This is a genomic window from Variovorax humicola, assembly GCF_037889915.1.
Taxonomy (GTDB): Bacteria; Pseudomonadota; Gammaproteobacteria; order Burkholderiales; family Burkholderiaceae_C; genus Variovorax; species Variovorax humicola.
In genome coordinates, this window is sequence record NZ_JBBKZV010000004.1 from 36,398 (window position 1) to 61,306 (window position 24,909).

Here is a 24,909-nt window from a genome sequence, read left to right on the forward strand (position 1 = left end):
GCGCAAAATCCACCCATGCTCCTTCACGTCACCCACGAAACCCGCTACGACTACACGCCGCCGGTCGAAACCGCTCAGCATCTTGCGCATCTGAAGCCGCTGGTCACACCCTCGCAGCGGTTGGTGAGCCACAAGCTGGTGATCACGCCCGAGCCGGCGCAACGCAGCGAGTCACCCGACATCTACGGCAACGCACGCGCATTCTTTGCGCTCGACTCCACGCATCAGAAACTGGTGGTGACGGCGGAAAGCGTGGTCGAGACCTCGAAACCGGTGCTGGGGTCCGACGCGGCGGTTTCCTTGCCATGGGAGCAGGTGCGCGAGCGCTTTCAATATCGCAAGGGCTCGCTGTACGACGCGGCATCCGATTTCGTGTATCCCTCGCCCTACGTGCCGCGCCACGAGGATTTCGCGGCCTTTGCCCGCCCGAGCTTCACGCCGGGCCGGCCGACCTTCGACGCGGCAATGGATCTGTGCCTGCGCATCTACAACGAGTTCGACTACGACACGACCAGCACCGAGGTCAGCACGCCCGCGGTCGAAGCGCTCGCGCAGCGCGGCGGCGTATGCCAGGACTTTGCCCACATCATGATTGCGTGTTTGCGCACGATGGGTCTGCCGGCGCGCTACGTGAGCGGCTATCTGCTGACGCAGCCGGCGCCCGGCGAGCCCCGCCTGGTGGGGGCTGACGCGTCGCATGCCTGGGTCTCCGTCTATCTGCCGGGCACCGACGGCCCCGGCGACTGGGCCGAGTTCGATCCGACCAATGGCCGCCCTCCCGGCGAGGACTACGTGACGCTCGCCATCGGCCGGGACTACTCCGACGTGTCGCCCATGCGCGGCGTGCTGCATGGCGGCGCGCGCCACACGCTCAAGGTGGGCGTGACGGTCATGCCGCTCGAGGAATTGGCCGCCGACGCGCGATTTGCCGCGCAAGCCCAGTCGGCCTCGACTGCGGCAATGCCGACGCAGGACCCGCCGCAGATTCCATCGCAATCCCAATCACAATCCTGATCCGCCGGCGTCACGCCGCCCGCAGGCGCGCACGCCGACGCCTTTCCATGTCCATCGAATATCCGGAGAACCAGTCATGAGCATCTACGACAAGCTGAGCCAACTCGGCATCACCCTTCCCCCCGTTTCCGTGCCAGTCGCCGCCTATCTGCCTTTCGTGCGTTCGGGCAACCTGGTGTTCCTCTCTGGGCACGTGGCCAAGAAGGGCGGCAAGCCGTGGGTGGGGCAGCTTGGCGCCGGCATGGAGACGGCGGAGGGCAGGCTGGCGGCGCGCGCGGTTGCCATCGACATGATGGGCACGCTGCACGCAGCCGTGGGCGACCTCAACAAGGTCACGCGCATCGTCAAGCTCATGAGCCTGATCAACTCGACCGCCAGCTTTACCGAACAGCATCTGGTGACCAACGGCGCGAGCGAGTTGCTGGCCGAGGTGTTTGGCGACAAGGGCGCCCATGCCCGGAGCGCATTCGGCGTGTCGCAGATCCCGCTGGGCGCCTGCGTCGAGATCGACATGATTGCGGAAGTCGCCTGAGTCCGGAGTCCAGGTGGCTGGCAAGGCAATGCGCCGCGCGCGCGTGCCGACGTGCGGCAGCGGCGTCACGCGTTTACATGCCGGGAGCTTCATTGCAAACAACCGGTTTCAGACGGCGCTGGGGATTCCGCCTGCACAAGTCCCTGCCTACACTGAGGCCATGTCCCCTACCCACTCGCCGCCCGAAGTCCGGCATCTTCGCCAGACCCTGCTCTGGCCGCTGCGCCTCATGCCGATCCCCGACGCGAAAAGCGGCAATGCCAGCCCCTGGCAGGTGCTGCGCGAACTGGGCGACAAGTCACCCTGGAAGGAAGAGGTCGACGAATACACCGGCGACAGCAGCCGCTTCCATGAGCGCCACTACAACGAATTCGTGAGCTTCCTGCCGTACGTGCAGCGCTTCCTGTACGGCGAGGGCCGGGCGCGCGGCACCGTGGACAAGGACGGCGACTCGCCCATGCGCGTCTTCCGCCGCCATGACATCGCGGCCGTGCGCCTCGTCACGCGCCCCGGCGACGCGCCGGTGACGCTGCAGGTCGTTCATGCGGACCTGTGCTTCTTCTTCGACCTCGATGTGGTAATCCTCAACATCGAAGTCGGCGTGGACAACCTTCTCCTCACGCAGGCGCAGGAGGTCCTCTACCGCTTCGGCCGTGCCTTTCCAGCCGGCTGGGATGCCAACGGCTTGCCGCTGCACTGCCTGCACAGCATCGAATGGCTGGCGGCCGACGGCAACGTGTTGTCGTGCTCGGATGCTCAGAATCGCGAGGCTTTCCTGCAGCACGTTGCCGAGCACCGCGCGCCGCGCTTCTCGGCGCACTGGGCCTTCATGATGCAACCGCTCGTGAGCGACCATTCCGGGGAGCCCGGCAGGCTGCGCTACCGGCAGATCGAGTACTACCGTATGCCGACGATGGCCTACCTGTCACTCAGCGACCCCACCCTGCTCACGCGCAGCGACTACGTGCGCCTGGGCCTGGTCACCGGCGTGGGCGAAAGCGAGGCGACCCTGCCCTATGCCGAACAGCACCTGGAGGACTTCGAGCGCAAGTATTGCTACGACCGCTTCTGGGTCGACGGCGGCAGCGCGCCCAATACGCGCTACATGTGCAGCGGCTATTCGCTGGTGGTGGTGGGCGACGCGCGTTCCGATTTTTTCTGCTGCCGCGATCGCGGCGTGCTGGCGCAGTTCAGGCACCAGCACTTCCTGCTGTTCCTGATCTGCCATTTCCAGAAGGCGTCGCTGCTGCTGTTCTCCGACCAGTTGGTGGAGGCGTTGGGCAAGCTCGACGTGCGCAACACGCCGAGCGTGAAGCGGTTCAAGCGCGCCATCCGGCACAACTTCGAACGCTTCCTGCGCTTCACGCACCGCTACTGGTTCCACGAGATCTCCGAGCAGGCGCAGGTGCGCGCGCTTTCGCGCATGTGCGCCACGCACCTCGGCCTCGACCCGCTCTACGACGAGGTCAAGGACCGCATCGCCGAGATGAACACTTACCTCGACGCCGACAGCCTGCGCCGCCAAGCCAACACCGTGGTGCGGCTCACCGTGGTCACGCTGTTCGGCCTGATCGGCACCATCACGACCGGTTTCCTCGGCATGAACCTGCTTGCCGAAGCCGAGTCGCCGCTGATGACCAAGCTGATCTGGTTCTTCGTGGTGTTCGGCCTGACGACCTGGCTCACGGTCTACACGATGGTCAAGTCGCAGCGGCTGTCGGATTTTCTCGATGCGTTGTCGAATGACCGGCTGACCTTGGGCGGCAAGCTGAAGGCGCTGATACACGTGTGGAGGCCCGGGGCCGAATGAAAACGAACACCCCCGAAGCGCCTGCGGCGCTTCCCCCTCGAGGGGGCGCACCCGGCGGCCCGGCAAAGCCGGTTCCGCGGGGGAAATCAAACACCCCCGAAGCGCCTGCGGCGCTCCCCCCTCGAGGGGGCGCACCCGGCGGCCCGGCAAAGCCGGTTCCGCGGGTGCCCACGAACAGACCAGGATGAGCCCTTCCCCCGAAGCGCCGGCGGCGCTTCCCCCTCGAGGGGGCGCCCACGAACAGACTTCGCCGTACTCGTCCTGGGTTTCACGCGTCGCGGGTCACGCGATAACGCGGTGGAAAACTGATCCGGAGCATCTGCGGGCCTCTCCATGGAACGGAGCTAACGAACAAGTGCGGTGCCGACTCGCACTTCATCCGCGGGCAGTTGCGAAGGCAAGGCCAGCGCCTTCGAGATCGACACCAGTCCTATCGCCAGCCGCGCCGAGCTTTCCGCATAGTCACGCTGTGCCTGCAACAAGGTGCGTTGCGCGTCGAGTTGCACGAGGAAGTCCGTCAGGCCGTGCTCATAACGCACGCCCGCCAGTTGTAGGGCATCGCGGCTGCTGCGCTCCCTCTGCGCCAGTTGCACGTTGCGTTGCCGCTCGGCGGCGTAGCCGCTCAGCGCATCGTCGATCTCGTGCCAGGCCTTGAGCAGGGTCTGCTGCCAGGCCACGGCGGCCTCTTGCTGTTGCAGCGTGCGCACCGTGACGGTGGCGCGCCGACGACCGCCGTCGAAGACCGGCAGTTCCAGGCTCGGGCCAATCGACCATTTCCGGCTGCCCCATTCGCCGAAGGTGCTGGCATCGACCGACTCGAACCCGAAGTGCGCACCGATCGTGATGCGCGGATACAGGTCGGCCACGGCAACCCCGACGCTTGCCGTCGCGGCATGCAATTGCGCTGCGGCCCGCTGGACGTCGGGGCGGCGCAACGCGACCTCGGAAGGCAGGCCGAGGGAGAAATCGGGCAAGGGCGCGGCAGCGGTGTCGGGCGGCGCGGCTAGCTCCGCGGCGAGCGCACCCGGCCGCTCGCCGACCAGCAGCGTGATCTGGTTGCTTTCCAGCACCTCCTGCGCGAGCAGTTGCGGCAGGCGGGACCGCACGTCGGCCAGTTGCGCATCCTGGCGCGTCACGTCGAGATCGGTCGTGAGGCCGCCGTTGGCGCGCGCCGAGACAAGGCTGCGTGTCTCTTCACCGGCAGCGATATCCGCACGCGCTATGCGGATCTGCCGCTGAGCCGAACGCAGTTGAAAGTAGTGGCGCGCGAGCTCGGCCTGCACGCTCAATTGCACCTGCGCGAGCATCGCCTGCGACGCGGCTGCATCGGCGTCGGCGGATTCGATCGATCGGCGCACACGGCCCCACAGGTCAAGCTCCCACGAGGCGTCGAAGCCCGCCTGGTAAAGGTAGTGCGGTTCGCTCAAGACCTGGATCAACTGCTCGCGATTGGCCGGATTCAGCGCACCGAGCAAGCGGGTGAAATCGCCGTCTTCGCTCTCGCGCAGGCGAGGCACGCCGGCGCCGGCGTCGACGCGGGGCCATTGCTGCGATCGGACCACGCTGCTTTGCACGCGGCTCTGAGCGAATCGCAAGGTCGCGGTTTTCAGGTCGTTGTTGGCAACGAGCGCTCGCGCTTCCAGCCTCTCCAGCACCGGATCCGCGAACACGCTCCACCCGAACGGCGCGGCTCCCGACACGGACCCGCCCTGTAGCCCGATGAGTTCAGGCGAGCCGCCGTGCCATGCCGCGAAATCAGCCGGCGCTTCCGGCGTCGTGGGCTGGAAATCGGGCCCGACCGCGCAACCGGCGAGGAATGCGATCGCCGCGAACGACAAGGCGGAATTCAGGGGGAAGTTCATGACGTGTCTCCTCCTTCAAACAAGGCGGTTGCGGAATAGCCATGCCGCCAGCGGAAGCGTGACGGCCGCGATGACGGCGAGCGGAACGAGGTTCGGCCACACCGTGCCCATGCCGACGCCCTCGAGGTACACGCGCTGCACCAGGTCGATCGCAAAGCGAAGCGGGTTGGCCATCGTGGCGACCTGTAGCGCCGCGGGCATGTTGCTGATCGGCGTGGTCAGCCCCGACAGCAGCATCATCGGCATGATCAGCACGAAGGTGTAGAGCATGGCCTGCTGCATGCTGGCCGACACGGCGGAGATGGACAGGCCGATGCCCACGCTTGCCACCGTGAAGAAAACAAGCCCGGCGTACAGCGTGAACAGCGAGCCCGCCATCGGTATCCGGAACCAGAGCGACGTGACCAGCAGCACGATGGTGGACTGCACCAGCCCGATCATCACCGGCGGGATGGCCTTGCCGATCATGATCTCGGTGGGCGACAGCGGCGTCACCAGCAACTGGTCGAAGGTGCCCTGCTCCCGCTCGCGCGCGACCGACAGCGCGGTCAGCAGCAAGGTCTGGATCATGCTGAGCGCGGCGATCATGCCGGGCATGAAGTTCCAGCGCGTTTCGAGATTCGGGTTGTACCAGGCGCGCGAATCCACGGTGACGGCCGGCCGTCCGCCGCCATGGCGCTGGCGCCAATCGTCGTTGAATGCGGCGACCACCGAGGCGAAATAGCCCACGGCGGAGCCTGCGGTGTTGGAGTTGCGCGCATCGACGATGAGTTGCACCGGAGCGTTCTCGCCGGCCTCGAGTTGCTGCTCGAAGCGCGGACCGATCCCGACCACCAGAAGCGCCTTGCCAGCATCGATCGGCGCGGCAATATCGGCTTGTGAACGCAGCGTCGCGGTGCGGCGGAACACCCCGGCGCCGTCGAGCCTGGCGATCAACGCCGACGATGCCGCGCCGTGGCTCTGGTCGAGCAGCGCATAGTCGATGCGTTGCAGGTCATAGGTCGCGGCATACCCGAACAGCAGGCTCTGCATGAGCGCGGGCACGACGAGGATCACGCGCGTGGCCGGATCCTTGAGGACCGCCAGCAACTCCTTGCGGCAAAGGTTGGCGACACGCAGCACGAAGTCGATGAGGGAGCTTTGCACGTCAGTGCTCCACGACGCAGAGCGTCTTGCGCGACGCATGAAACCAGCACGAGCACGGCGAACTCCGTTCGTGGGCACCCGCGGAACCGGCTTTGCCGGGCCGCCGGGTGCACCCCCTGGAGGGGGAGGCGCCGCAGGCGCATCGGGGGGTTTTCATCCTGGTCTCAATCGAGGCGCTTGCGCGTGACGAAGCGCGCAAGGCTCAGCAGGACCACGGCGTAGGCGGCAAGGATCGCGCAGTTCCTGAACACCAGCGGCCAGATGTCACCGGCCAGGAAGAGCGTGCGGATCAGTTCCATGAAATAGGTGGCGGGCAAGGCTTGGCCGACGAATCGCACAACGGCCGGCACGTTGCGCAGGTCGAACAGAAAGCCGGAGAGCATGAGCGAGGGCAGGAAGGTCGCGATCAAGGCGATCTGGCTCGCCAGGAACTGGTTGCGCGTGACCGACGAGATGACGAGCCCGACGCCGACCGCGACGATGAGGTAAAGCATCGAACTCAGCACCAGCACCGCCAGCGATCCGACCATGGGCACCCCGAAAAGGTACTTCGAGGCCAGCAGGCAAAGCGCGAGGCCGGCCATGCCGATGCCGAAGTACGGAAGGATCTTGGCAACGAGGATCTCGACCGGCCGAACCGGCGTGACGAACAGCGCTTCGAGCGTGCCGCGCTCCCATTCGCGCGCCATGACCAGCGCCGTGAGAAAGGCGCCCACCAGCGTCATGATCAGCACGATCAAGCCCGGCACCAGGTACCACGTGCTGGTGTTCGCGCTGTTGAACCACAGGCGCTCCTCGACGGTGACCGCGCCGATGCCCGATCGGTTCGGCGCACCGGCCGCCACGCCGTCGAGGTCGCCCTGTCGCAGCGAAGCCTGGCCCAGCGCCGCGGTGGCATAGCGCATGATGATCGAGGCCTTCGCGGCGTCCGCGCCATTGACCACGACCTGGATGCGCGCACTCGAAGCGCCCAGCCGGCTGGCAAAGTCGCCCGGCACGCGCACGATGCCGTCCACCTTGTGCTCGCGCAGCAATACCTCGGCCTCAGGCATCGAGCCGAGGACGATCGGCGAAAGATAGGGCGTGAGCTGCAGGCCCGAGACTGCCTGCATGGCAGTGGGGGAGCTATCTTCCATCACCACCGCGAGCGGCGCGTTCTTCACGTCGAGCGACAGGCCGTAGCCGAAGATCAGGATGAGGACGATCGGCAGCAGGATGCCGATGGCGAGGCTGCTCGGGTCGCGCAGCAGTTGGCGAGTCTCCTTGCGCGTGAGCGCGACGAGCCTGCGCCCTCCCTGCCACTTGCGTTGTTGCCCGGAGGTGTTCATGCCGCTGCGACGGCCGGCGCACGGTCGTGGTCCCGCGCCTGCTGGACGATGCCGATGAATGCGTCTTCCATGTTGAGGCGCTGGCCCGGCGCACTCGCGGCACGGGCGCGCACCTCGTGCGGCGTGCCGATGGCGAGCAGCTTGCCGGCATCCTGGATCACGATGCGATCGCAGTACTCGGCCTCTTCCATGAAATGCGTGGTGATGATGACGGTGACGCCGCCTGCCGCCAGCGCCGTGATGCGACGCCAGAACTCGCGCCGTGCGAGCGCATCGGTACCGCTGGTGGGTTCGTCGAGGAACAGGATCTCCGGCTCGTGCAGGAGGCCCGTCGCCATGGCCAGGCGTTGCTTGAAGCCGCCCGGCAACTGGCCGCTCGGCGCATCCTCCTGCCCGCCGAGTTCGAACTCCTTCAGCACGGCCCCGATGCGCTGTCGCAGTCGCGCACCACGCAGGCCATAGGCACCACCGAAGAACGAGAGGTTCTCGGCCACCGTCAAGTTGCCATAGAGCGCGAACTTCTGCGAGACGTAGCCGATCTTCGCCCGCGCCTGTGCGCGTGCATGGCGCAGGTTGACGCCCGCCACCTGCAGGAAGCCGCTGCTTGCGGGAAGCAGGCCGCACAGCATGCGGAACGTGGTCGTCTTGCCGGCGCCGTTGGGGCCGAGCAGGCCGAAGATCTCGCCGCGCCGGACGTCGAAGCTGGTGCTCGCAACGGCAACGAAGTCGTCGAACTTGCGAACCAGGTCCTTCACTTCGATGACGACCTCGCCTTCGTTCGCGGCCACTGCAACCGGGGTCGGCGCCGCGGGCTCGCGGGAAGGTGAAACCTGCGAACGCAGCAGCACCATGAAGCCGTCCTCGAGCCGCGCCGGCACCGGCTCCATCGGTGCGCCGCCAAGCAGCGCGGCAATGTCCTGGATGTCGGCCTGCGGTCTTCGGATGAAGCGCACTTCGCCGCCTTCCGGCACGGCGTCGATGATGCAAGCGGGCGCATCCAGCAGGCGCGCCTGCAACGTGCGCGCATGCAGGCCCTGCCCCGGCTTCGCGATGAAGCACAGGTCTTTTGCGTTGTCGCGGATCTGGGCTGGCGTGCCCTTTGCAACCAGCTTCGCTTCGCGCATCACGAAGACCTGCGCACAGCGCTCGGCTTCGTCGAGGTACGCGGTGCTGACGATCACGCTCAGGTGTTGCGCCTCCACGAGTTGCTGCACGATCTGCCAGAGTTCGCGGCGCGACAGCGGGTCGACACCGACGGTGGGCTCATCGAGCAGCAGGAGTTCCGGCGAGCGCACCAGCGTGCAGGCCAGGCCGAGCTTCTGCTTCATTCCGCCCGAGAGCTTGCCAGCCAGCCGCTTCGTGAAGCGGCCGAGGTCGGTCATCTCGAGCAGCCGTGCATAGCGCTCGCGCCGCAGGTCCGCCGGAACGCCGTGCAGGTCGGAGTACAAATCGAGGTTCTCCTGCACGCTCAGGTCTTCGTAGAGGCCGAAGCGCTGCGGCATGTAGCTGATGCGGTCCTGCACCGCCTGCGGGCTCTTCGCGACATCGATGCCCAGCACATGGAGCGAGCCACTGTCTGCCCGCAACAGTCCTGCTGCCAGCCGCAGCAAGGTTGTCTTGCCCGAACCGTCCGGGCCCACGAGCGCCGTCAGCGCACCCGCCGCAACGGTGATCGACAGATCGTCGAGCGCCTGGCTGGGTGCGGCGCGTCCCTTGGTCGCAAACACCTTGCGCAGGCCTTCTGCAATCAACGCCGGCGCCGCACCGTGCGTCATGGCTTCGGCCCGGCATTCAACGCGATGCGAACCGTCGCCGGCATGCCAAGGCGCAGCCGGTCATTGGTGTCATCGACGAGAACGCGAACTTCATAGACCAGACTGCTGCGCAGTTCCTCGGTCTGCACGGTCTTCGGCGTGAACTCGGCGACCGACGAGATGTAGCCGATCTTTCCGTCGAGCGCTTCGCCGGGGTGGCTGTCGGTGCTCAGCGTGGCCGGCATGCCCGGCTTGATGCGTCCCAGGTCGGGCTCGGCCACATAGGCGCGGACCCATTTGGGATCGGTGATTGCCAGCGTGAACACCGGCCGTTGCGGAGAGGCCATGTCACCCGGCTCGAGCAGGCGCGCGCGCACCACGGCATCGATCGGCGCCTTGAGTACGGATTGGGTCAACTGGTGCTGCAGCAACGCCAGTGCGGCCTCCGACACATCCAGCTGTGCCTGCGCCTGCGCGACGTCCTCCTTGCGCGGCCCGCTCACCACCAACTGCTGCGCCTTGCGCGCGCTTGCCAGCTGGGCTTCGGCCACCTTGCGGCGGGCCAGTGCATTGTCGAGATCCTGCTGGCTGACAGCCCGGCCCGAGGTGGTCTGGCGGATCGACTGCAATCGATCGAGCTGCTGCTGGGCCAGGGCGGCGTCCGCCGCGGCAGCATCGCCCTGGGCGCGCGACTGGGCGATCTCTTCGGGACGGCTGCCGGACTTCAGTCGCTGCAGCGCCTGTTGCTGCACGCGAATCTGCGCCTCGGCCTGCGCAATGCGCAATTGCAATGTGCGCGTGTCGAGTTCGCCGAGCACCTGCCCCGCCTTGACATGGTCGCCCTCCTGCACGCCGAGCGTCGCGATGCGCTCGTTCTCGTTGAAGGCGAGCGCTACCTGGCGCAGGTCGACATTGCCATAGAGCACCAGCGTATTGGCATCGGCCGGCTTTCGGTCGAAGTACCAGACCGAGATCGCGACAGCTGCCAGCAGGACGACGGCACCGGCAAGAACGGGCTTTTTGGTCATCGGTTTATTGTCTTGAACACCTGGCCGAAGTGTATGGACTACATCGGTTCCGCGCAGCTACGGCAGCGCAGGGCGGGGCCGGGGTTCGAAAGACTACCGATCGACCTTCAGGAACAGATCCCGGTCGGGCGCGAAATTTCCATACAGCGGCAATAGCGCCCCGCCGATGGCACGGGCGTCGGCGCCAATGGCGCCGGCCAGGATCTGCGGCCGGGTCACGCCCTCCCAGCTGTAGCGATCGAATGCCTTGCCGACGTCCGCCAGCAAGGCGGCCAGCATCTCGCGCGTGAACGAGCCATCGATGATCACGCCGTCGAGGTCGAGCAGCGCGGCCGCGCTGTCGACCGCCAGCGCGATGGCCAATGCGGAATCCTGCATCCATGCCTGCGTGACAGGCAACCACGGCGACTGAAGCGCACGCTCGTCGGCAAGGGCGCCCGCGTCAAGCCCCGCCTTCGCGTACATCGCCTCCAATGTGAACAGCGACGCCACGCTCAGCAACTGGCGCGGCGGCGCGCCGTCGGCGCCGCCGAGGCCGAGCGGCATCGATCCCACGGCACCTGCATTGCCGGTGACGCCATGGCGCAGGTGGCTGTCGATGACGAGGCCCCCGCCGATGAAGGTGTCGATGTAGATGTAGAGGAAGCTGCGGATGCTGCGCCCGCGCCCGGCCACCAGTTCGGCTACGCAGGCAGCGGCCGTGTCCTTCACGACCTCCACCGGCAATGACGACATGGCCGCAACCTTGGCCTGGATGTCGATGCTGCTCCACTTGCCCGCCCGCTCTGGCGCGACACCGAGCAACGATTGCCAGCCGCCGAGCGACAGCGGTGCCGCGATGCCGATGCCGTGCAGCAACTGCGCGCGCCTGGCGCCGAGCGACTTGCGCAGCGCGCCAAGGCGCATGCGGATCTCGTCGAAAAGCGTGTCGGGGTCGGGATATTCATAGTCGAGGGTGAGCCGCTCCCGCACCTGCGCGGTGAAGTCGACCAGCAGCACGTCAAGGCTGCGCCGCCCGATCTTGATGCCGATCGAGTAGGCGCCGTCGGGGTTCAGGGCCATCGGAATCGAGGGCTGGCCGATCTTGCCGCGTACCGGCGCATGCTTGAGCACCAGGCCGTCGGCTTCGAGCCGCGCGATGATGATCTGCACCGTCTGTGCGGTCAGGTTGGTGACCCGTGCGATCTCGGCCTTGGGCAACGCGCCGTGCAGGCGAATGGCCTGCAGCACCACGCGCTCGTTGAACTGGCGCATGCCGACCTGGTTGGAGCCGCGCGGGCGCAATCGCGGCGTGGCTTCTGCAATGGTCATGGCACCAGGGCGTGCGCAATCACGCCCTTCTTGAAAACGAAATTCGCAAAAGCCTGCATCTCTCCAGTTTGCACGATCGCGTAGGCCCGCCCGACGCGATCGTAAAAGGCGAAGCGCTCCACCGCTTCGCACTGCGAGGGCTGCGCATCGCCGCGCGCACACATCTGCCCGATCACTTCACGCTGCAGGGCCGTGCGATAGCCCTCTGGCGTGTCGCTGACCTGCATGAACGCGACCGGCTGCGCGACAGCGGCATCGAGCGGCAACACCGACAACACGGCGGCGCAAGCCTCGCGCATGCCCACGCCGGGAAGCCGGATGATCGGCTTGCCCCGGCCGAGCGATTGCGCGGTGAAGTTGGCGTCGGCCAGCACGATCTCGTCACCGTGCCCCATCTCGCACAGAACCTTCAGCAGGTCGGGTGCGAGAAGCGGGTCGATGTTCTTCAGCATGATCGCTTCGCCTGATCGCGAGACTCAGGCCAGTGCCTGCTGCGGCAACTCGTCGGGGCGCATGGCGCCGGTCATCACCGCGACCGTGTCGCTCATGCTGATGTTCTTCGGGTTGACGATGCAGGCCCGCTTGCCCAGCCGTGCGATGTGGATGCGGTCGGCAATCTCGAAGACGTGCGGCATGTTGTGGCTGATGAGGATCACCGGCAGGCCCTTGTCGCGCACGCGGCGGATGAGTTCGAGCACCATGTTGCCCTCCTTCACGCCGAGTGCCGCCGTGGGCTCGTCCAGGATCACGACGTGCCTGGCGAACGCCGCGCTGCGTGCCACCGCCACGCACTGCCTTTGCCCGCCGGAGAGGGTTTCGACGGCCTGCGTCATCGAGCGGATCCCCACCTTGAGGTCGTTCATGCGGGCGATGCTTTCATCGAGCATCTTCTTCTTGTCGATGATGCGCAGCAGCTTGGAGAAGAAGCCATCCTTGATGATCTCGCGGCCCAGAAAGAGGTTCTCGGAAATCGTCATCGCGGGCGCCACGGCCAGGTCTTGATACACCGTTTCGATGCCTTCGCGGCGCGCATCCATCGGCGACTTGAAGTGGATCACCTTGCCGTCGAGCTTGACCTCGCCCTCGTCGGGAATGGTCGCGCCGGACAGCGCCTTGATCAGCGAGGACTTGCCGGCGCCGTTGTCGCCGATCACTGCCATGATCTCGCCGGCGCGCAGTTCGAAGTCCGCGCCGTCGAGGGCCGTGACGTTGCCGTAGCGCTTGACCAGGCCCTTCGCTTCAATGACGAAGGGTGCGTGGGAATGTGCTGGCGTGGTCATTTCAACGTGCTCCCTTGCGTGAAAGTTGGTCGGTGGCGACGGCGAGGATGACGAGCACACCGGTGATCAGAACCTGGTAGACCGAGGCCACGCCCATCAACGTCAGGCCGTTGCGGAACACGCCCACGATCACTGCACCCAGCAGGCTGCCCAGGATGATCCCGCGACCGCCGAAGAGGCTGGTGCCGCCGAGCACCACCGCGGTGATCGCGTCGAGGTTCTCGGTCTGCCCGGCGTTGGGGTCGCCGACACCGGTGCGGGCCACTGACAGCAGCGCGGCAACGCCGTAGAACAGGCCGGCCGTCACGTAGACCATCAGCAACACCTTGTCGGTGGCGATACCGGTGAGGCGCGTCGCTTCGGGGTTGTTGCCCACGGCGTAGACATGGCGTCCCGGCTGCGTGTCACGCAGGCCCCACCACATGAAGACATACAACACAATCATGAAGATCGTGCCGTAGTTGAGGGCCGCGCCGCCCAGGGAAATGGTATTGCCGAAAAAAGTCATCGCGGGCGGCAGGTCGGTGATGGTTTGCGCGCCCGAGTAGAGCTGCGTGATGGCGAACGCGATGTTCATCGTACCCAGCGTCACGATGAACGGCGGCAGCTTGATCCGCGTGACCAGCAGGCCGTTGACCAGCCCGAAGGCCATGCACGCGAGCAGTCCGCACAGGATGGCCAGGTACTCGTTCATGCCACTGGCCACCGCCAGCTTGGTCATCACGATACCACCCAGCGACATCACCATGCCGCAACTCAGGTCGATGCCCGCGGTGAGGATGACCAGCGTCTGGCCGATCGCGATCGTGCCGACCACCATCACCTGCTGCAGGATCAGCGAGAAGTTCTGCACCGACAGGAATCGGTCGCTTTGCGTTGCGAAGAAGACCACTGCAATCAACAGCGCGATCAGCGGACCGAGCGTCGAGATGGGTGGCAGCTTCGATGTCTTGCCGGTTGTCATGGAGGTTCCCGAGGTGTTGGAGGCGGCGGTGGACACGATGTGCCTGCCTTACTTGTTGCCCCAGCAAAGGTCCGTTCCGACCTTCGTGTCCTTGCTGTCGACGCCCGTCATGGGCTTGTCGGTGATCAGCGTGACGCCGGTGTCGGTGTAGCCCTTGGCCTTGGTGCCGGTCTTGGCGTAGGCAACGCCAGCCTCGACGCCCATCGACGCCATCTTCAGCGGGTACTGCTGCGAGGTGGCGGCGATCATGCCGGCCTTGACGTTCTTGACGCCGGCGCAGCCGCCGTCGACCGACACGATCATCACGTCCTTCTCCTTGCCTGCGTTCTTGAGTGCCTGGAAGGCGCCGGCCGCGGCGGGCTCGTTGATGGTGTAGACGAGGTTGATGTCGGGGTTCTTCTGCAGGCAGTTTTCCATCGCCGTCTGGCCCTTGGCCTGGTCGCCGAAGCTGTCGGCCATGCAGACGACCGCCGCATCTTTCGAGAGTTCGTTGCTCTTGGCATCGAGCGCCTTCAGGCCAAAGCCGGACATGAAGCCGTTATGGCGTTGCGCGCCGACCGGGTGGCCCGGGAACAGGTCGAGCGTGGCGATCTTGACGGGCTTGCCGGCCATCGCGACCTTGGCGTACTTGCCGATGAGTTCGCCGGCCGTGTAGTTGTTGGTGGCGAAGAGCGCGTCTGCGGCGTCGACCGGGTCGGTAGGGCTGTCGAGCGCGATGAACATCACGCCCTGCGCCTGCGCCTTCTTGATGGCCGGCACGATGGCCTTCGAATCATTGGGCGTGATGAGGATGGTCTTGGCCCCGCCCGCAATCATGTTCTCGATGGCCGTCACCTGGCCGGCGTTGTCGCCATCGGCCTTGCCCGCGGCGCTCAGCAGCTTGGCACCGCTTGCGCTGGCCGCGGCCTGGGCACCTTCCTTCATCTTGACGAAGAACGGATTGGTGTCCGTCTTGGTGATGAGGCCCACCACCGGCTGGTCCGCCGCAACAGCGAAGCCTGCGGCGCAGAGGCCAGCGGTGATGGTGAGGGCGGTGCGGATCTGGGTCTTCAGCATGAGTGTCTCCATGTGGCGTGGAGCGGTCGCAAGGACCGCGGAAGGTTTGAGGGGCTTGCGCCGTCAGGACTTCATGCCTGTCGGCGTGGTCGGATTGTGGGCGTGTCGACTTAATAAATCAATTAGATTTATTAAGTAGTTTCCCGGATACGGCTCGCCGAGCGCAGGCAAAAAAAGCCGGCGAAGCCGCGCGCCATGCGCGGCGCCACGCTTCGGACGACCGAGCGAATCAGCGCGAGCCGGAGCGGCGTGGCTTCGACCAGGTCGCGTATCGGTATGGATATCCGCCCTGCGTGCACAGGACTTCGCCGTACGGGTTGTAGCGGTCGCATGCCGCGCGCGCACCGGACATCGGGGCGACCACCGGCACCAGCTTGCGGTCCTTGTGTTCCCTGCGCGCCTTGGCGACGTTGACGGCGGTCGCCGGCATGCCCGCGCCGGGGCGGGCCCCGATCGCGGGACCCTCGCGGCCGGGCGGCCCACCCACCGGAATGCTCACGGCGTCCGGCGTCGTGGCAGTCCATTCCTCGGGTGGCGATGGCTCACGCAAATGGGCAGCTGCCAGCACCTCGACTTCCTCGTTCAATCGCGCCGGCGGGACCACGGACGGGGCGGGCGGCACGCGGGCGGCCGCACGCAGTGGCTGCGGCACGCGCACCGACGTCGCATGCCAAACCACGAGGCCCAGCGCGCTCACCAGCAACAACACGCCAAGACAGAGCCAGGAGGCGATGACTTCCGCGCCCAGGAACTGGATCGGCGAAGCGGCCTGCCCGCGGGCGCCGGATTCACCCGGGGGCGCCGGCGGCAGGGTCTCCAGCAGCGAGGGCGCCGTGGGGCGGAACGCAGGCAGCTTGCCGAGGCAGCCACGGCAGAACATCGCGTTGTCACGGTTGTCGGTGCCGCACGCTGGACAAGCGGTTGACATGTCCCCGGCTCAACCGACCTGAGTCGGGTTGCGCCGCGCTTCATCCAGCCGGCGCTGGCGAATCGCCTGCGCACAGGACGACATGTGTACCGCGGAGGGCTGCGCGCATTCGCGGTTCATGCACACGGCGCGGGAAAGGAAGTTCATCTCCTCGCATCTCGCCACCCTGGCCGAGGTGGCGGACAAGACGTGTTGCGGCCGCACCGTGCGTCGAATCGCCCCGCCCTTCTTCGACCAGCGATCCGGCGCCGCCTCGGAATCGTCTTCATCGTAGAGCGCGATCGCGTTCGGCTCGGGTGACGTCTGAATGGCAGCCCGGTTCGGCTCCGCCTGAACCACCACGGTCGAAGCAGCCTGCTCCGTCAATTCGACGGCGGGGAGTGGCGTCAGCGTGTCCCCATGGGCCAGCGCGTCGGAGGACGGCGCCGACGCGATCATCGGCAATCCGGCAGCGGCGGCCACGACGAGCACCAGCGCACCCAGGCAGGCCGATGCCAGCGGTGGCCGCCGGGCCTGAAGCCGCGCGCGCGACACCGGCTGCTGCAATGCGGCCACGGCGCCGCTCGTGGCGTCGCTCGTGGCGTAATACGCTGGCAACCTGCCAGTGCATCCCTTGCAGAAGCGACGCGAACCCAGGTTGATCGTCTGGCAAACGTCGCAAATTTCATTGGGAAAGAATTCCTTGTGGAACCTGGCAAGGTCCAGCAAGTCGCCAAAGGCGATCGCCGGTCCGGCGTTCAACGAGGTGGACATTACGACAGCCATGATCATCGCCAGCGCAGTTCGGGGCCCGCGACGCAGACCGTTTCGACACGGATGCTGAACAACATGATTAGGCTCCTTGCTCGTCGAGCAATCGCAGTGAAATTTTGCCACTCAAGCTGCTACCTCGCATCAACCTTCGGTGTAAGACAGCGACTGATCGCACTGTCCATTGCCACCGGGCAACGCAACATCTGGAAACCTGCCGAACGCCGATGCGCATTCAGACGCCGTTCACCGCTTCGCGCCGCCGAAGCCCTCGAGCACCACGCCAAGCGCCGTCACGACAATGATCAGCGCGCCCCAGATCGCCAGCGTCAGGAACGGGCTGAAGTCGAGCAGGTTGAAGGCAGACGAGATCACCTGCAGCAGGATCAGCGCCATCACCAGCCCGCCGACCTTGCCGAAGCCGCCGAACGGATCGACCCCGCCGAGCACGGCGGCAAGGATGGTCACCAGCAGGTAGCTCTCGCCGTAGGCCGCGTTGGCCGAGTTGAAGCGCGCCATCATCACCAGCGCTGCCACGACCGCGAGCAGACTCGACAGCACGTACACGCCCAGCAGCACGCGCCGGGTGTCGACGCCGGAGTAGCGCGTGGCCCTCTCGCTCGATCCGAGCATGTAGATCTTGTGGCCGAACGGGCTCTTGCCGAGCAGCACGGCCATCGGCACGCACAATGCGGCAAAGATGAGCAGTGCCACCGGCACGCCCGCCAGCGTGCCATTGCCGAGAAACACGATCGGCTCCGGAAAGCCCGAGATCACATTGCCCCGCGTCAGCCCGATCGACAGGCCCTTGCACATCGTCATCGTGCCGAGCGTGGCGAGAATCGGCGACACGCCGAGGTACGCGATCACGAAGCCGTTGATGAGGCCCACCACCAGCGCCACGCCGACGCCCGCAAGGATCGCGACGGCCTGCCATCCGACCCACATGAAGCCCTCGGCGCCGGGCACATGGGTCGTCAATATCCAGGCCATCGTCAGCGCGCAGAGATTGGCCGTCGCGATGATCGAGAGGTTCAGCCCGCCTGACAGCAAGGCAACCATCATCGCGAGCGAGAGGATGCCCAGCTCCGGCAACTGGAACGCCATCGATTGCAGCGAGCCGACGCTGAAAAAGCGCTCGCCGAGCAACAGGCCGAATACCGCGAACAGCGCCACCAGCACGAGCGAAAGCATCGGCACCGTGCCGCCGCGCAGGAAGCGTGGCAGCACGACCATCAGTTGATCGCCTTTGCCGCGCGGCGCCGGCGCTCCGACCAGGCCGTCATCGACACCGCCACCAGGATGGTCAGCCCGACGAACCACTGGTTCCAGTAAGAGGACACGCCGATCAGCACCAGCCCGTTCTGCAGGATCGCCAGCAGCGCGACGCCGAGGATCGCGCCGAACACCGTGCCCACGCCGCCGGTCAGGCTCGCGCCGCCAAGCACCACGGCCGCGAGCACATCCAGTTCCTTGCCCACCAGCACCGTCGGCGTCACCGACTGCGCGAGTTGCGCCTGCACCAGCGAGGCCACGCCCGCGACGAAGCCGAGGTAGCCATACACCAGCACGTTGAGCCGGAACACGTGGAAACCCAGTCGCTGCGCCGCATCCTTGTTGCCACCCATCGCATAGATCTGCCGCCCGATGTTGGTCCGGTTCAGCAGCAGCCAGGCCATCGCGAAAGACAGCACCAGCACGATGATCTGCAGGTTCAGCGCATAGGGCACGCCGCTGGCGTCTTCCTGCTCGAACCACCAGATGCCGTCGCGGAAGAACTTGGGAAGCGAAGTGATGTACCTGCCACCGGTGGAAAAGATCAGCAGGCCGTAGAAGATGTTGAGCGTGGCGATCGACACGATGATCGACGAGATGCGCAGCTTGGTGATGAACACAGCGTTGATCACGCCGCAGACCACGCCCACCGCCGCGGCAATGCCGAACAACGCAAGCCAGCCGAGCCCGTGCCTGATGCCGATCGTCAGCGCGATGTACTGCGCGATCGATGCCGTGGCCGTGAACGAGATGTCGATGCCGCCGGAGATCAACACCACCAGCAACCCCGAGGCCAGGATGCCGATGAAGGCATTCGACGTCAGCAGGTCGTAGAGGTTCTGGACTGTCAGGAAGCTGTCGGTCGCCAGCGAGAGCGCGAGCGACAGCGCCAGAATGACCGCCAGCAGCCAGAACTCGTGGCTGCGCCGGAATCGCTGGATCGCGGACGTGCTAGGCATCGACCATCGCCTGCAGTTCCTCCTCCGACGACGCGTGCGGCACGCGCTCGCCGACGAGCCGCCCGCCACGCATCACCAGCACCCGGTGCGAGTGATAGAACACCTCGGGAATCTCGTCCGAGATCAGCAGGATGGCAACGCCCTTCGCCGCCAGCGCGCGCACCACTTCGTAGATGCCGTCCTTGGCCGCGATGTCGACGCCCACGGTCGGGCTGTCGAGGATCAACAGCTTGGGCTGCGTCGCCATCCACTTCGAAAGCACCACGCGCTGCTGGTTGCCGCCGGACAAGGTGCGCACGGCGTTGTCGGGGTCCGGCGCCTTGATGGCGAGTTCGCTGATCCAGTGCCGGGCGGTGCGCTGCCGCGTGGCCTCCGGCACCAGGCCCAGGCCGTTGGTCAGCTTGTCGAGCACCGTCACCAGGATGTTGGAGGAGATCGGCTGCTCCAGCACCAGCCCCAGGTTGAGCCGGTCTTCGGACACGTACGCGATGCCCTCCTCGATGGCCTGTGCGTTCGTCTTGAGCGCGAGCGGCTTGCCATTCAGGCGAATCTCCCCCGAAGTCGGCGTGTTCATGCCGAACAGCGACAGCGCGAACTCGGTGCGGCCAGACCCGAGCAATCCCGTCAGGCCGACGATCTCGCCCGCGCGGATGTCGAGGCTGATGTCCTCGTACTGCCCGGTGCGCGACAGATGGCTCACCGACAGCACAAGCTGCGAATTCGTGGAATCGGCCAGCGACGTCTTGTATGCGAAGGACTTGCCGGTCATCAGCGTGGCGAGCTTCTTGTCGTCCATGTCGCGCGCCGGAAACTCGCCCACCTTCGCGCCGTCGCGCAGCACCGTCACACGCTCGGCAATTTCCATGACCTCGTCAAGGCGATGCGAGACGAACACGATGCAGATGCCGGCGCGCTTCAGGTCGGCGACCAGGCGAATCAATCCGTCGACCTCGTGGCGCGAGAGCGACGCGGTCGGCTCGTCCATGACCACGAGCCTGGCGTCGGCCGCCATCGCGCGGCAGATGGCGACGAGTTGCCGATTTGCGATCGAGAGATCCTCGACGCGCGCATCCAGGTCGAGCGACGCACCGATGCGCGCCATCGCGGCCTCGGCCGTCGTGCGCAATTTCTTCCAGTTCACCACCTGCGGCGCGCCGAGATGGCTCGCGATCGAGATGTTCTCCGCCACCGTGAGGTTCGGAAACAGCGAGAGATCCTGGTAGATCACCTGGATGCCGCAGGCGGTGGACTGCACGGGATTCAGGTGCGGATACTCCCGCCCCTCGATCACGATGCGCCCACCGGGCTCGGGCGCCAGCACGCCCGAGATGATCTTGATCAGCGTCGACTTGCCCGATCCGTTTTCGCCGACCAGGCAATGCACCTCGCCGCCCGGCAACGACAGGTCGACGTCGTGTAGCGCAACGACGCCGCCGAAGTGCTTGGAGATCGCCTGCAGATCAAGAAAGTTGGCCAACCGAGCCTCAAAGCCCGCCAGCGATCAAGCCTGCGATCGTCTCGTTGTTGATACGCATGATCTTGTCGACCTTGATCAGCTTGCCGGGCACGTCGACCGCCGCCTTGCCCAGGCCCGGGATTTCGACGCCGTCCGTGATCGGCTTGCCGTCGAGCATCAGCCGCGCGACCGCGACCATCGCGTAGCCGGCATCGGTCGGGTTCCAGAGGAAGCCTTCGCGGATGATGCCGTCGGCGATCAGGTCCTTGGCCTGCGAAGGCAGCACCGTGCCGACGACGGCGATCTTCTTGCCGAGCCGCTTCTCGCGCACCGCATTGCCCGCACCGATCGGCCCGTTGGATCCGAAGGCGAGGATGCCCTTGAGGTTCGGATACGCCTTGATCACGTCGAGCGTGGTCTTGTACGAGGTGTCGATCTCGTCGGCACCGGGATAGCGGTCGGCCACGAGCTTCATCTTCGGATAGTTCTTCTTCTGATAGGCGATGGCCGCGTCAGCCCACTTGTTGTGCAGCGGCGTGGTCAGCGTGCCGACGTAGACGACATAGTCGCCCGATTCCCCCATGTCCTTGGCGATGCGCTGCATCTGCACCTCGCCGAAGCGCACCGAGTCGATCAGCTCGACGTTCCAGTCGCGCCCTTCCTGTTCCGGCCCTTCGTGCGTGATGACCTTGATGCCCGCGGCCTGTGCACGCTTGAGCACCGGCTCGCAGACCTTCACGTCGAGCGGCACCAGGCCGATCACGGTCACCTTCTTGGCAATCTGGTCTTCGAGCAGCTTGACCTGCTGCGCGGGATCGACGTTGGCCGGGCCGACCATGGTGGCGTCGATGCTGAAATCCTTGGCGCCTTTCTGGATGCCCTTTTCCACGGCGTTGAACCATGGAATGCCGGCGATCTTGACCACGGTCACCATCGACGGGTTCGCCGCGAACGCGAGGCGGCTGGTCAGGCCGGTTGCGCCAGCCATGGCCGCGCTTCCCAAGGTCTTGAGAGTCTTGCGTCTGTTCACTGGTTGTCTCCATGTTGTCCCGCGCCTTGACGGGCTATGTTTGTCCTCCCAGGGTAGAACGCGAAAGCTGAACTGATGCTAGTACCGCCGCCGACTGTTGACAACGGGGTCCTCACGGCATGAAGACGGGAGGATCAGGCGGTGGGCGCGGCGGGGTCCAGCAAGCCGGCTGACTTCAGGTCGCTCCACAGCGCAGCAGGCACTGTCTTGCCGGCATCGGCGGCATTCGCCTCGACCTCCTCCGGCTTGACGCCGCCAAGCACTACCGACACGACCGCCGGATGCGCCATCGCGAACTGAAGGGCGGCGCGCCGGATCGACGTGCCATGCCGGGCGCAGATCGCCTCGATCTTGCGCACGCGCTCCATGATGTCCTCGGGCGCCGGCCCGTATTCGAACTTGGCGCCCGGCCGCGCGCCGGTCGCCAGGATGCCGGAGTTGAACACGCCCGCCAGCATCACGCCCATCTTCTTCTCCAGCGCCAGCGGCAGGAATTCCGCCAGGCCGTTCTGGATCAGCAGCGAATAGCGGCCGGCCATCATCGCCACGTCGAAGTCGCCGGCCTTGGCGAACTTCACGCAGGTGTCGGCCTCGTTGATGCCGAAGCCGATGGCGGCGACCGTCTTCTCGCTGCGCAGCTTGTCGAGCGCCTTGTAGGCACCGTCCATCGCCTCCTCGAAACGCACCGGCGCATCCGCCCTGCCGTGCGTCCAGACGTCGCAGTCATGGATCAGGAGGACGTCGATCCGGTCGAGGCCCATGCGAAGCAGCGAATGCTCGACCGAGCGCATTGCGCCGTCATACGAATAGTCGAAGCGCGGCGCATGCGGATAACCACCGGCAAAGCCCGGCGAGAACACGTCGGGGTTCTTCGGCGGCGGCCTCGTGAAGGGGTCCATCACGCGGCCGATCTTGGTCGAGACGATGAGGCCGTCCCGCCCGGCACGGCGCAGCCCCGCACCGACGCGCGATTCGGCAAGCCCGTTGCCGTAGTGCGGCGAGGTATCGAACACGCGCACGCCGCTGGCATACGCCTGCTCGATCGTGGCGATCGATGTCTTCTCATCGAGCAGTTCGTAGAGGTCGCCCATGGGCGCGGTGCCGAGGCCGATGGCGGAGAACGCCAGGTTCGTGCCGTTGCGCGTCTGGAAGTTGCGTGACTTCATCGATGTCTCCTGTGCGGATGTCGCTTGCCGGCGCCATGGGCCGGTGGCCACCCGGCGCGAGCATAGCGCGCAGCATCCCGTTTCATCAATTCGTCAGTGCAACTCCCGCCGCACGACCTGCGGCATCGCGTACTGGCGCCCGATCATCCCGCGGGCAAAGAAGTAGTCGTTCCTCGTCCGCTCGCTCATGGCATCGAGATCGACCTGACCCTCGCTGTCGCAGGGAAAGGTCATGGCCACGCCTCCGTGCACCAGCGATTCGAACCGGATCTCGAATGCTGCCGCAGGCTGCATGGGACAAGAACGCTGCATGATCGCCTCCTTCGCCGGGCAGCACTTGCCGCCCTGTGCGCTTGAATCAAGAACGAACCTGCCTGCCGCAATTCACACGGACAGTTGTGCAGAACGTCACGACCCTGTAGAAACGCAGCCTCCATGGGCTCACACCTGCTCGGCATCGACGTCGGCACCTTCAGCAGCAAGGCCGCGCTGGTCACGCCGGCGGGTGAGGTGTTGCGCGCGGCGGTCCTGCCGCACGGCATTTCCACACCGGCGCCGGGCCATGTCGAGCAGGATGCCGACGGCATCTGGTGGCACGACGTCTGTGCGTTGTGCCGGCAGTTGCTCGATGGGGCGCCCTATGGCCGCAACGACGTCGCAGCCGTGGCCGTGAGTGCCATCGGTCCGTGCCTCCTGCCGCTGGACGCGGCCGGGCAGCCGCTTCGCCCGGGCATCCTCTACGGCGTGGACGTTCGCGCGACCGATGAGATCGCGGAGCTCGACGCGCTGATCGGCCGCGAGCAGGTCCGGCAGTTCTCGCTGATGAGCCTGACCAGCCAGGCCATCGGCCCGAAGATCCGCTGGCTGCGCAAGCACGAGCCCGATGTGTGGCGCCGGACGCATCGGCTCACCACCGCCAGCGCCTACCTGGTCTGGCGCCTGACCGGCGAACACCGCATCGATCGCCACACCGCCAGCCATTTCATGCCGCTGTACGACCCGCGCACCGGCGAATGGGACGAGCGCCATGCGCATCACGTCGCGCCCGCCTCGATGCTGCCCGCGCCGGGATGGAGCGACGATATCGCGGGCACCGTCACGCAAGCCGCGGCGCAGGCGACCGGCCTCGCGGTCGGCACGCCGGTGGCCGTCGGCGCGGTCGATGCGCTGAGCGAGGCGATCAGCGTCGGCGTGGTCCACCCAGGCGATCTGATGGTGATGTACGGCAGCACGACTTTCTTCATCCTCGTGCAGTCGGAACCGACGCCCGACGAGCGCATGTGGACGGTCGCCGGCGCATACCCCGGACAGTTCAACCTTGCCGCCGGCATGAGCACCACCGGCAGCCTCACGCGCTGGTTTCAGGACCAGCTCGCGCGCGACCTGCCCGAGGGCGATGCGGGGGCGCTGTTCGAAGCGGCGGCGCGTGTGGAGCCCGGTGCTGGCGGCCTGGTCTTCCTGCCCTATTTCAGCGGCGAGCGCACGCCTCTCAACGACCCGCAGGCGCGCGGCGTGATCGCCGGCCTGAGCCTCGCGCACACGCGCGACCAGCTTTTTCGCGCCATCCTCGAAGGCGTTGCATGCGGCGTGCGTCACAACATCGATACGCTGGCGCACCTCGGCGCGCAAACCCGGCGCGTGGTCGCCGTCGGCGGTGGTGCGCAGACCGATACCTGGCTGCAGATCGTGTCCGACGTGTCGGGCCTGCGGCAGGAGGTTCCCACCATCACGCTCGGCGCGTGCTACGGCGATGCTTTCCTGGCGGGCTGTGCGGCCGGCATATTGCGGCGCGAGCAGATCACCGACTGGGTGAAGCCCGGTCGCATCATCGAGCCCGCAACCGCCCTGCGCCCAACCTACGACACGCTGTATCGCGACTACCTTGATCTCTACCAGGATTCGCGTCGCGTCGTGCACCGGCTTGCGAGCCGGCAGGGTTCGGCATGAGCGCCGCGCCGGGCCGCCCCAAGCAAGCTCGCACCCCCTCGGGGGGCAGCGAGGACACGAAGTGCCGAGCGTGGGGGCCTCGATGAGCGCCGCGCCGGGCCGCCCCAAGCAAGCTCGCACCCCCTCGGGGGGCAGCGAGGACACGAAGTGCCGAGCGTGGGGGCCTCGATGTGCGCCGCGCCGGGCCGCCCCAAGCAAGCTCGCACCCCCTCGGGGGGCAGCGAGGACACGAAGTGCCGAGCGTGGGGGCTTCGATGAGCGCCGCGCCGGGCCGCCCCAAGCAAGCTCGCACCCCCTCGGGGGGCAGCGAGGA

Annotated in this window: 22 protein-coding genes; 4 read left to right on the top strand and 18 right to left on the bottom strand. The window is 66.3% G+C overall.

Going from position 1 to position 24,909, the window contains the following annotated elements; all coding sequences use genetic code 11:
- Nucleotides 1-15: 15 nt before the first annotated feature.
- The 3 genes from WKW80_RS08885 to WKW80_RS08895 all read left to right on the top strand — a co-directional run bounded on the left by WKW80_RS08885 (nucleotide 16) and on the right by WKW80_RS08895 (nucleotide 3,356).
- Nucleotides 16-1,014, top strand: coding sequence for a transglutaminase family protein (locus tag WKW80_RS08885; protein WP_340363207.1), 999 nt, complete (start codon nucleotides 16-18; stop codon nucleotides 1,012-1,014).
- Between the two features lie 76 nt (nucleotides 1,015-1,090).
- The gene (locus WKW80_RS08890) at nucleotides 1,091-1,546 is read left to right on the top strand and encodes a RidA family protein (RefSeq protein ID WP_340363208.1); all 456 of its coding nucleotides are present in this window, start codon (nucleotides 1,091-1,093) and stop codon (nucleotides 1,544-1,546) included.
- A gap of 160 nt (nucleotides 1,547-1,706) precedes the next feature.
- The gene (locus WKW80_RS08895) at nucleotides 1,707-3,356 is read left to right on the top strand and encodes a hypothetical protein (protein WP_340363209.1); all 1,650 of its coding nucleotides are present in this window, start codon (nucleotides 1,707-1,709) and stop codon (nucleotides 3,354-3,356) included.
- A 344-nt stretch (nucleotides 3,357-3,700) separates the two neighbouring features.
- Here WKW80_RS08895 and WKW80_RS08900 read toward each other — a convergent pair whose 3' ends face one another.
- From WKW80_RS08900 to WKW80_RS08985, 18 genes are all read right to left on the bottom strand, one after another.
- A complete protein-coding gene (locus WKW80_RS08900) occupies nucleotides 3,701-5,218 on the bottom strand; it encodes an efflux transporter outer membrane subunit (protein ID WP_340363210.1) in 1,518 nt (505 codons plus the stop codon).
- A 15-nt stretch (nucleotides 5,219-5,233) separates the two neighbouring features.
- Entirely contained in the window at nucleotides 5,234-6,364 is a 1,131-nt protein-coding gene (locus WKW80_RS08905) for an ABC transporter permease (RefSeq protein ID WP_340363211.1), read from the bottom strand.
- Between the two features lie 164 nt (nucleotides 6,365-6,528).
- Nucleotides 6,529-7,692 carry an ABC transporter permease gene (locus tag WKW80_RS08910; protein WP_340363212.1) on the bottom strand — a complete coding sequence of 388 codons (1,164 nt, stop codon included), beginning with the start codon at nucleotides 7,690-7,692 and terminating at the stop codon, nucleotides 6,529-6,531.
- Nucleotides 7,689-9,467 carry an ATP-binding cassette domain-containing protein gene (locus tag WKW80_RS08915; protein WP_340363213.1) on the bottom strand — a complete coding sequence of 593 codons (1,779 nt, stop codon included), beginning with the start codon at nucleotides 9,465-9,467 and terminating at the stop codon, nucleotides 7,689-7,691. The genes WKW80_RS08910 and WKW80_RS08915 overlap by 4 nt, the downstream gene beginning before the upstream one ends.
- The gene (locus tag WKW80_RS08920) at nucleotides 9,464-10,474 is read right to left on the bottom strand and encodes an HlyD family secretion protein (RefSeq protein WP_340363214.1); all 1,011 of its coding nucleotides are present in this window, start codon (nucleotides 10,472-10,474) and stop codon (nucleotides 9,464-9,466) included. Before WKW80_RS08920 ends, WKW80_RS08915 begins: the two co-directional genes overlap by 4 nt.
- 93 nt (nucleotides 10,475-10,567) lie before the next feature.
- A complete protein-coding gene (locus WKW80_RS08925; protein ID WP_340363215.1) occupies nucleotides 10,568-11,785 on the bottom strand; it encodes an ROK family transcriptional regulator in 1,218 nt (405 codons plus the stop codon).
- Nucleotides 11,782-12,237, bottom strand: coding sequence for an RbsD/FucU family protein (locus WKW80_RS08930; protein WP_340363216.1), 456 nt, complete (start codon nucleotides 12,235-12,237; stop codon nucleotides 11,782-11,784). Before WKW80_RS08930 ends, WKW80_RS08925 begins: the two co-directional genes overlap by 4 nt.
- A gap of 24 nt (nucleotides 12,238-12,261) precedes the next feature.
- The gene (locus tag WKW80_RS08935; RefSeq protein WP_340363217.1) at nucleotides 12,262-13,065 is read right to left on the bottom strand and encodes an ATP-binding cassette domain-containing protein; all 804 of its coding nucleotides are present in this window, start codon (nucleotides 13,063-13,065) and stop codon (nucleotides 12,262-12,264) included.
- A gap of 1 nt (nucleotide 13,066) precedes the next feature.
- Nucleotides 13,067-14,029 carry an ABC transporter permease gene (locus WKW80_RS08940; RefSeq protein ID WP_340363513.1) on the bottom strand — a complete coding sequence of 321 codons (963 nt, stop codon included), beginning with the start codon at nucleotides 14,027-14,029 and terminating at the stop codon, nucleotides 13,067-13,069.
- A 48-nt stretch (nucleotides 14,030-14,077) separates the two neighbouring features.
- Entirely contained in the window at nucleotides 14,078-15,085 is a 1,008-nt protein-coding gene (locus WKW80_RS08945) for a sugar ABC transporter substrate-binding protein (protein WP_340363218.1), read from the bottom strand.
- Between the two features lie 229 nt (nucleotides 15,086-15,314).
- Nucleotides 15,315-16,013 (bottom strand): zinc ribbon domain-containing protein, encoded by a 699-nt coding sequence (locus WKW80_RS08950; RefSeq protein ID WP_340363219.1) that lies wholly within the window; start codon nucleotides 16,011-16,013, stop codon nucleotides 15,315-15,317.
- A gap of 9 nt (nucleotides 16,014-16,022) precedes the next feature.
- On the bottom strand, nucleotides 16,023-16,568 hold the full coding sequence (locus WKW80_RS08955) for a hypothetical protein (RefSeq protein WP_340363220.1): 546 nt from the start codon (nucleotides 16,566-16,568) through the stop codon (nucleotides 16,023-16,025).
- Nucleotides 16,569-17,009: 441 nt separating this feature from the next.
- A complete protein-coding gene (locus WKW80_RS08960) occupies nucleotides 17,010-17,999 on the bottom strand; it encodes an ABC transporter permease (RefSeq protein ID WP_340363221.1) in 990 nt (329 codons plus the stop codon).
- A complete protein-coding gene (locus WKW80_RS08965; RefSeq protein ID WP_340363222.1) occupies nucleotides 17,999-18,997 on the bottom strand; it encodes an ABC transporter permease in 999 nt (332 codons plus the stop codon). Before WKW80_RS08965 ends, WKW80_RS08960 begins: the two co-directional genes overlap by 1 nt.
- Nucleotides 18,990-20,474, bottom strand: coding sequence for a sugar ABC transporter ATP-binding protein (locus WKW80_RS08970; RefSeq protein WP_340363223.1), 1,485 nt, complete (start codon nucleotides 20,472-20,474; stop codon nucleotides 18,990-18,992). The genes WKW80_RS08965 and WKW80_RS08970 overlap by 8 nt, the downstream gene beginning before the upstream one ends.
- A gap of 7 nt (nucleotides 20,475-20,481) precedes the next feature.
- Nucleotides 20,482-21,483: an autoinducer 2 ABC transporter substrate-binding protein gene (locus tag WKW80_RS08975; RefSeq protein ID WP_340363224.1), complete on the bottom strand. Its 1,002-nt coding sequence runs from the start codon at nucleotides 21,481-21,483 to the stop codon at nucleotides 20,482-20,484.
- A gap of 134 nt (nucleotides 21,484-21,617) precedes the next feature.
- The gene (locus WKW80_RS08980; protein ID WP_340363225.1) at nucleotides 21,618-22,649 is read right to left on the bottom strand and encodes an aldo/keto reductase; all 1,032 of its coding nucleotides are present in this window, start codon (nucleotides 22,647-22,649) and stop codon (nucleotides 21,618-21,620) included.
- A 93-nt stretch (nucleotides 22,650-22,742) separates the two neighbouring features.
- Complete coding sequence (locus WKW80_RS08985; RefSeq protein ID WP_340363226.1) at nucleotides 22,743-22,961, bottom strand: hypothetical protein; 219 nt, start codon at nucleotides 22,959-22,961, stop codon at nucleotides 22,743-22,745.
- A gap of 123 nt (nucleotides 22,962-23,084) precedes the next feature.
- Here WKW80_RS08985 and WKW80_RS08990 point away from each other — a divergent pair, with 123 nt between their 5' ends.
- Nucleotides 23,085-24,596 (top strand): FGGY-family carbohydrate kinase, encoded by a 1,512-nt coding sequence (locus WKW80_RS08990; RefSeq protein WP_340363227.1) that lies wholly within the window; start codon nucleotides 23,085-23,087, stop codon nucleotides 24,594-24,596.
- The last annotated feature ends 313 nt before the right edge of the window (nucleotides 24,597-24,909 follow it).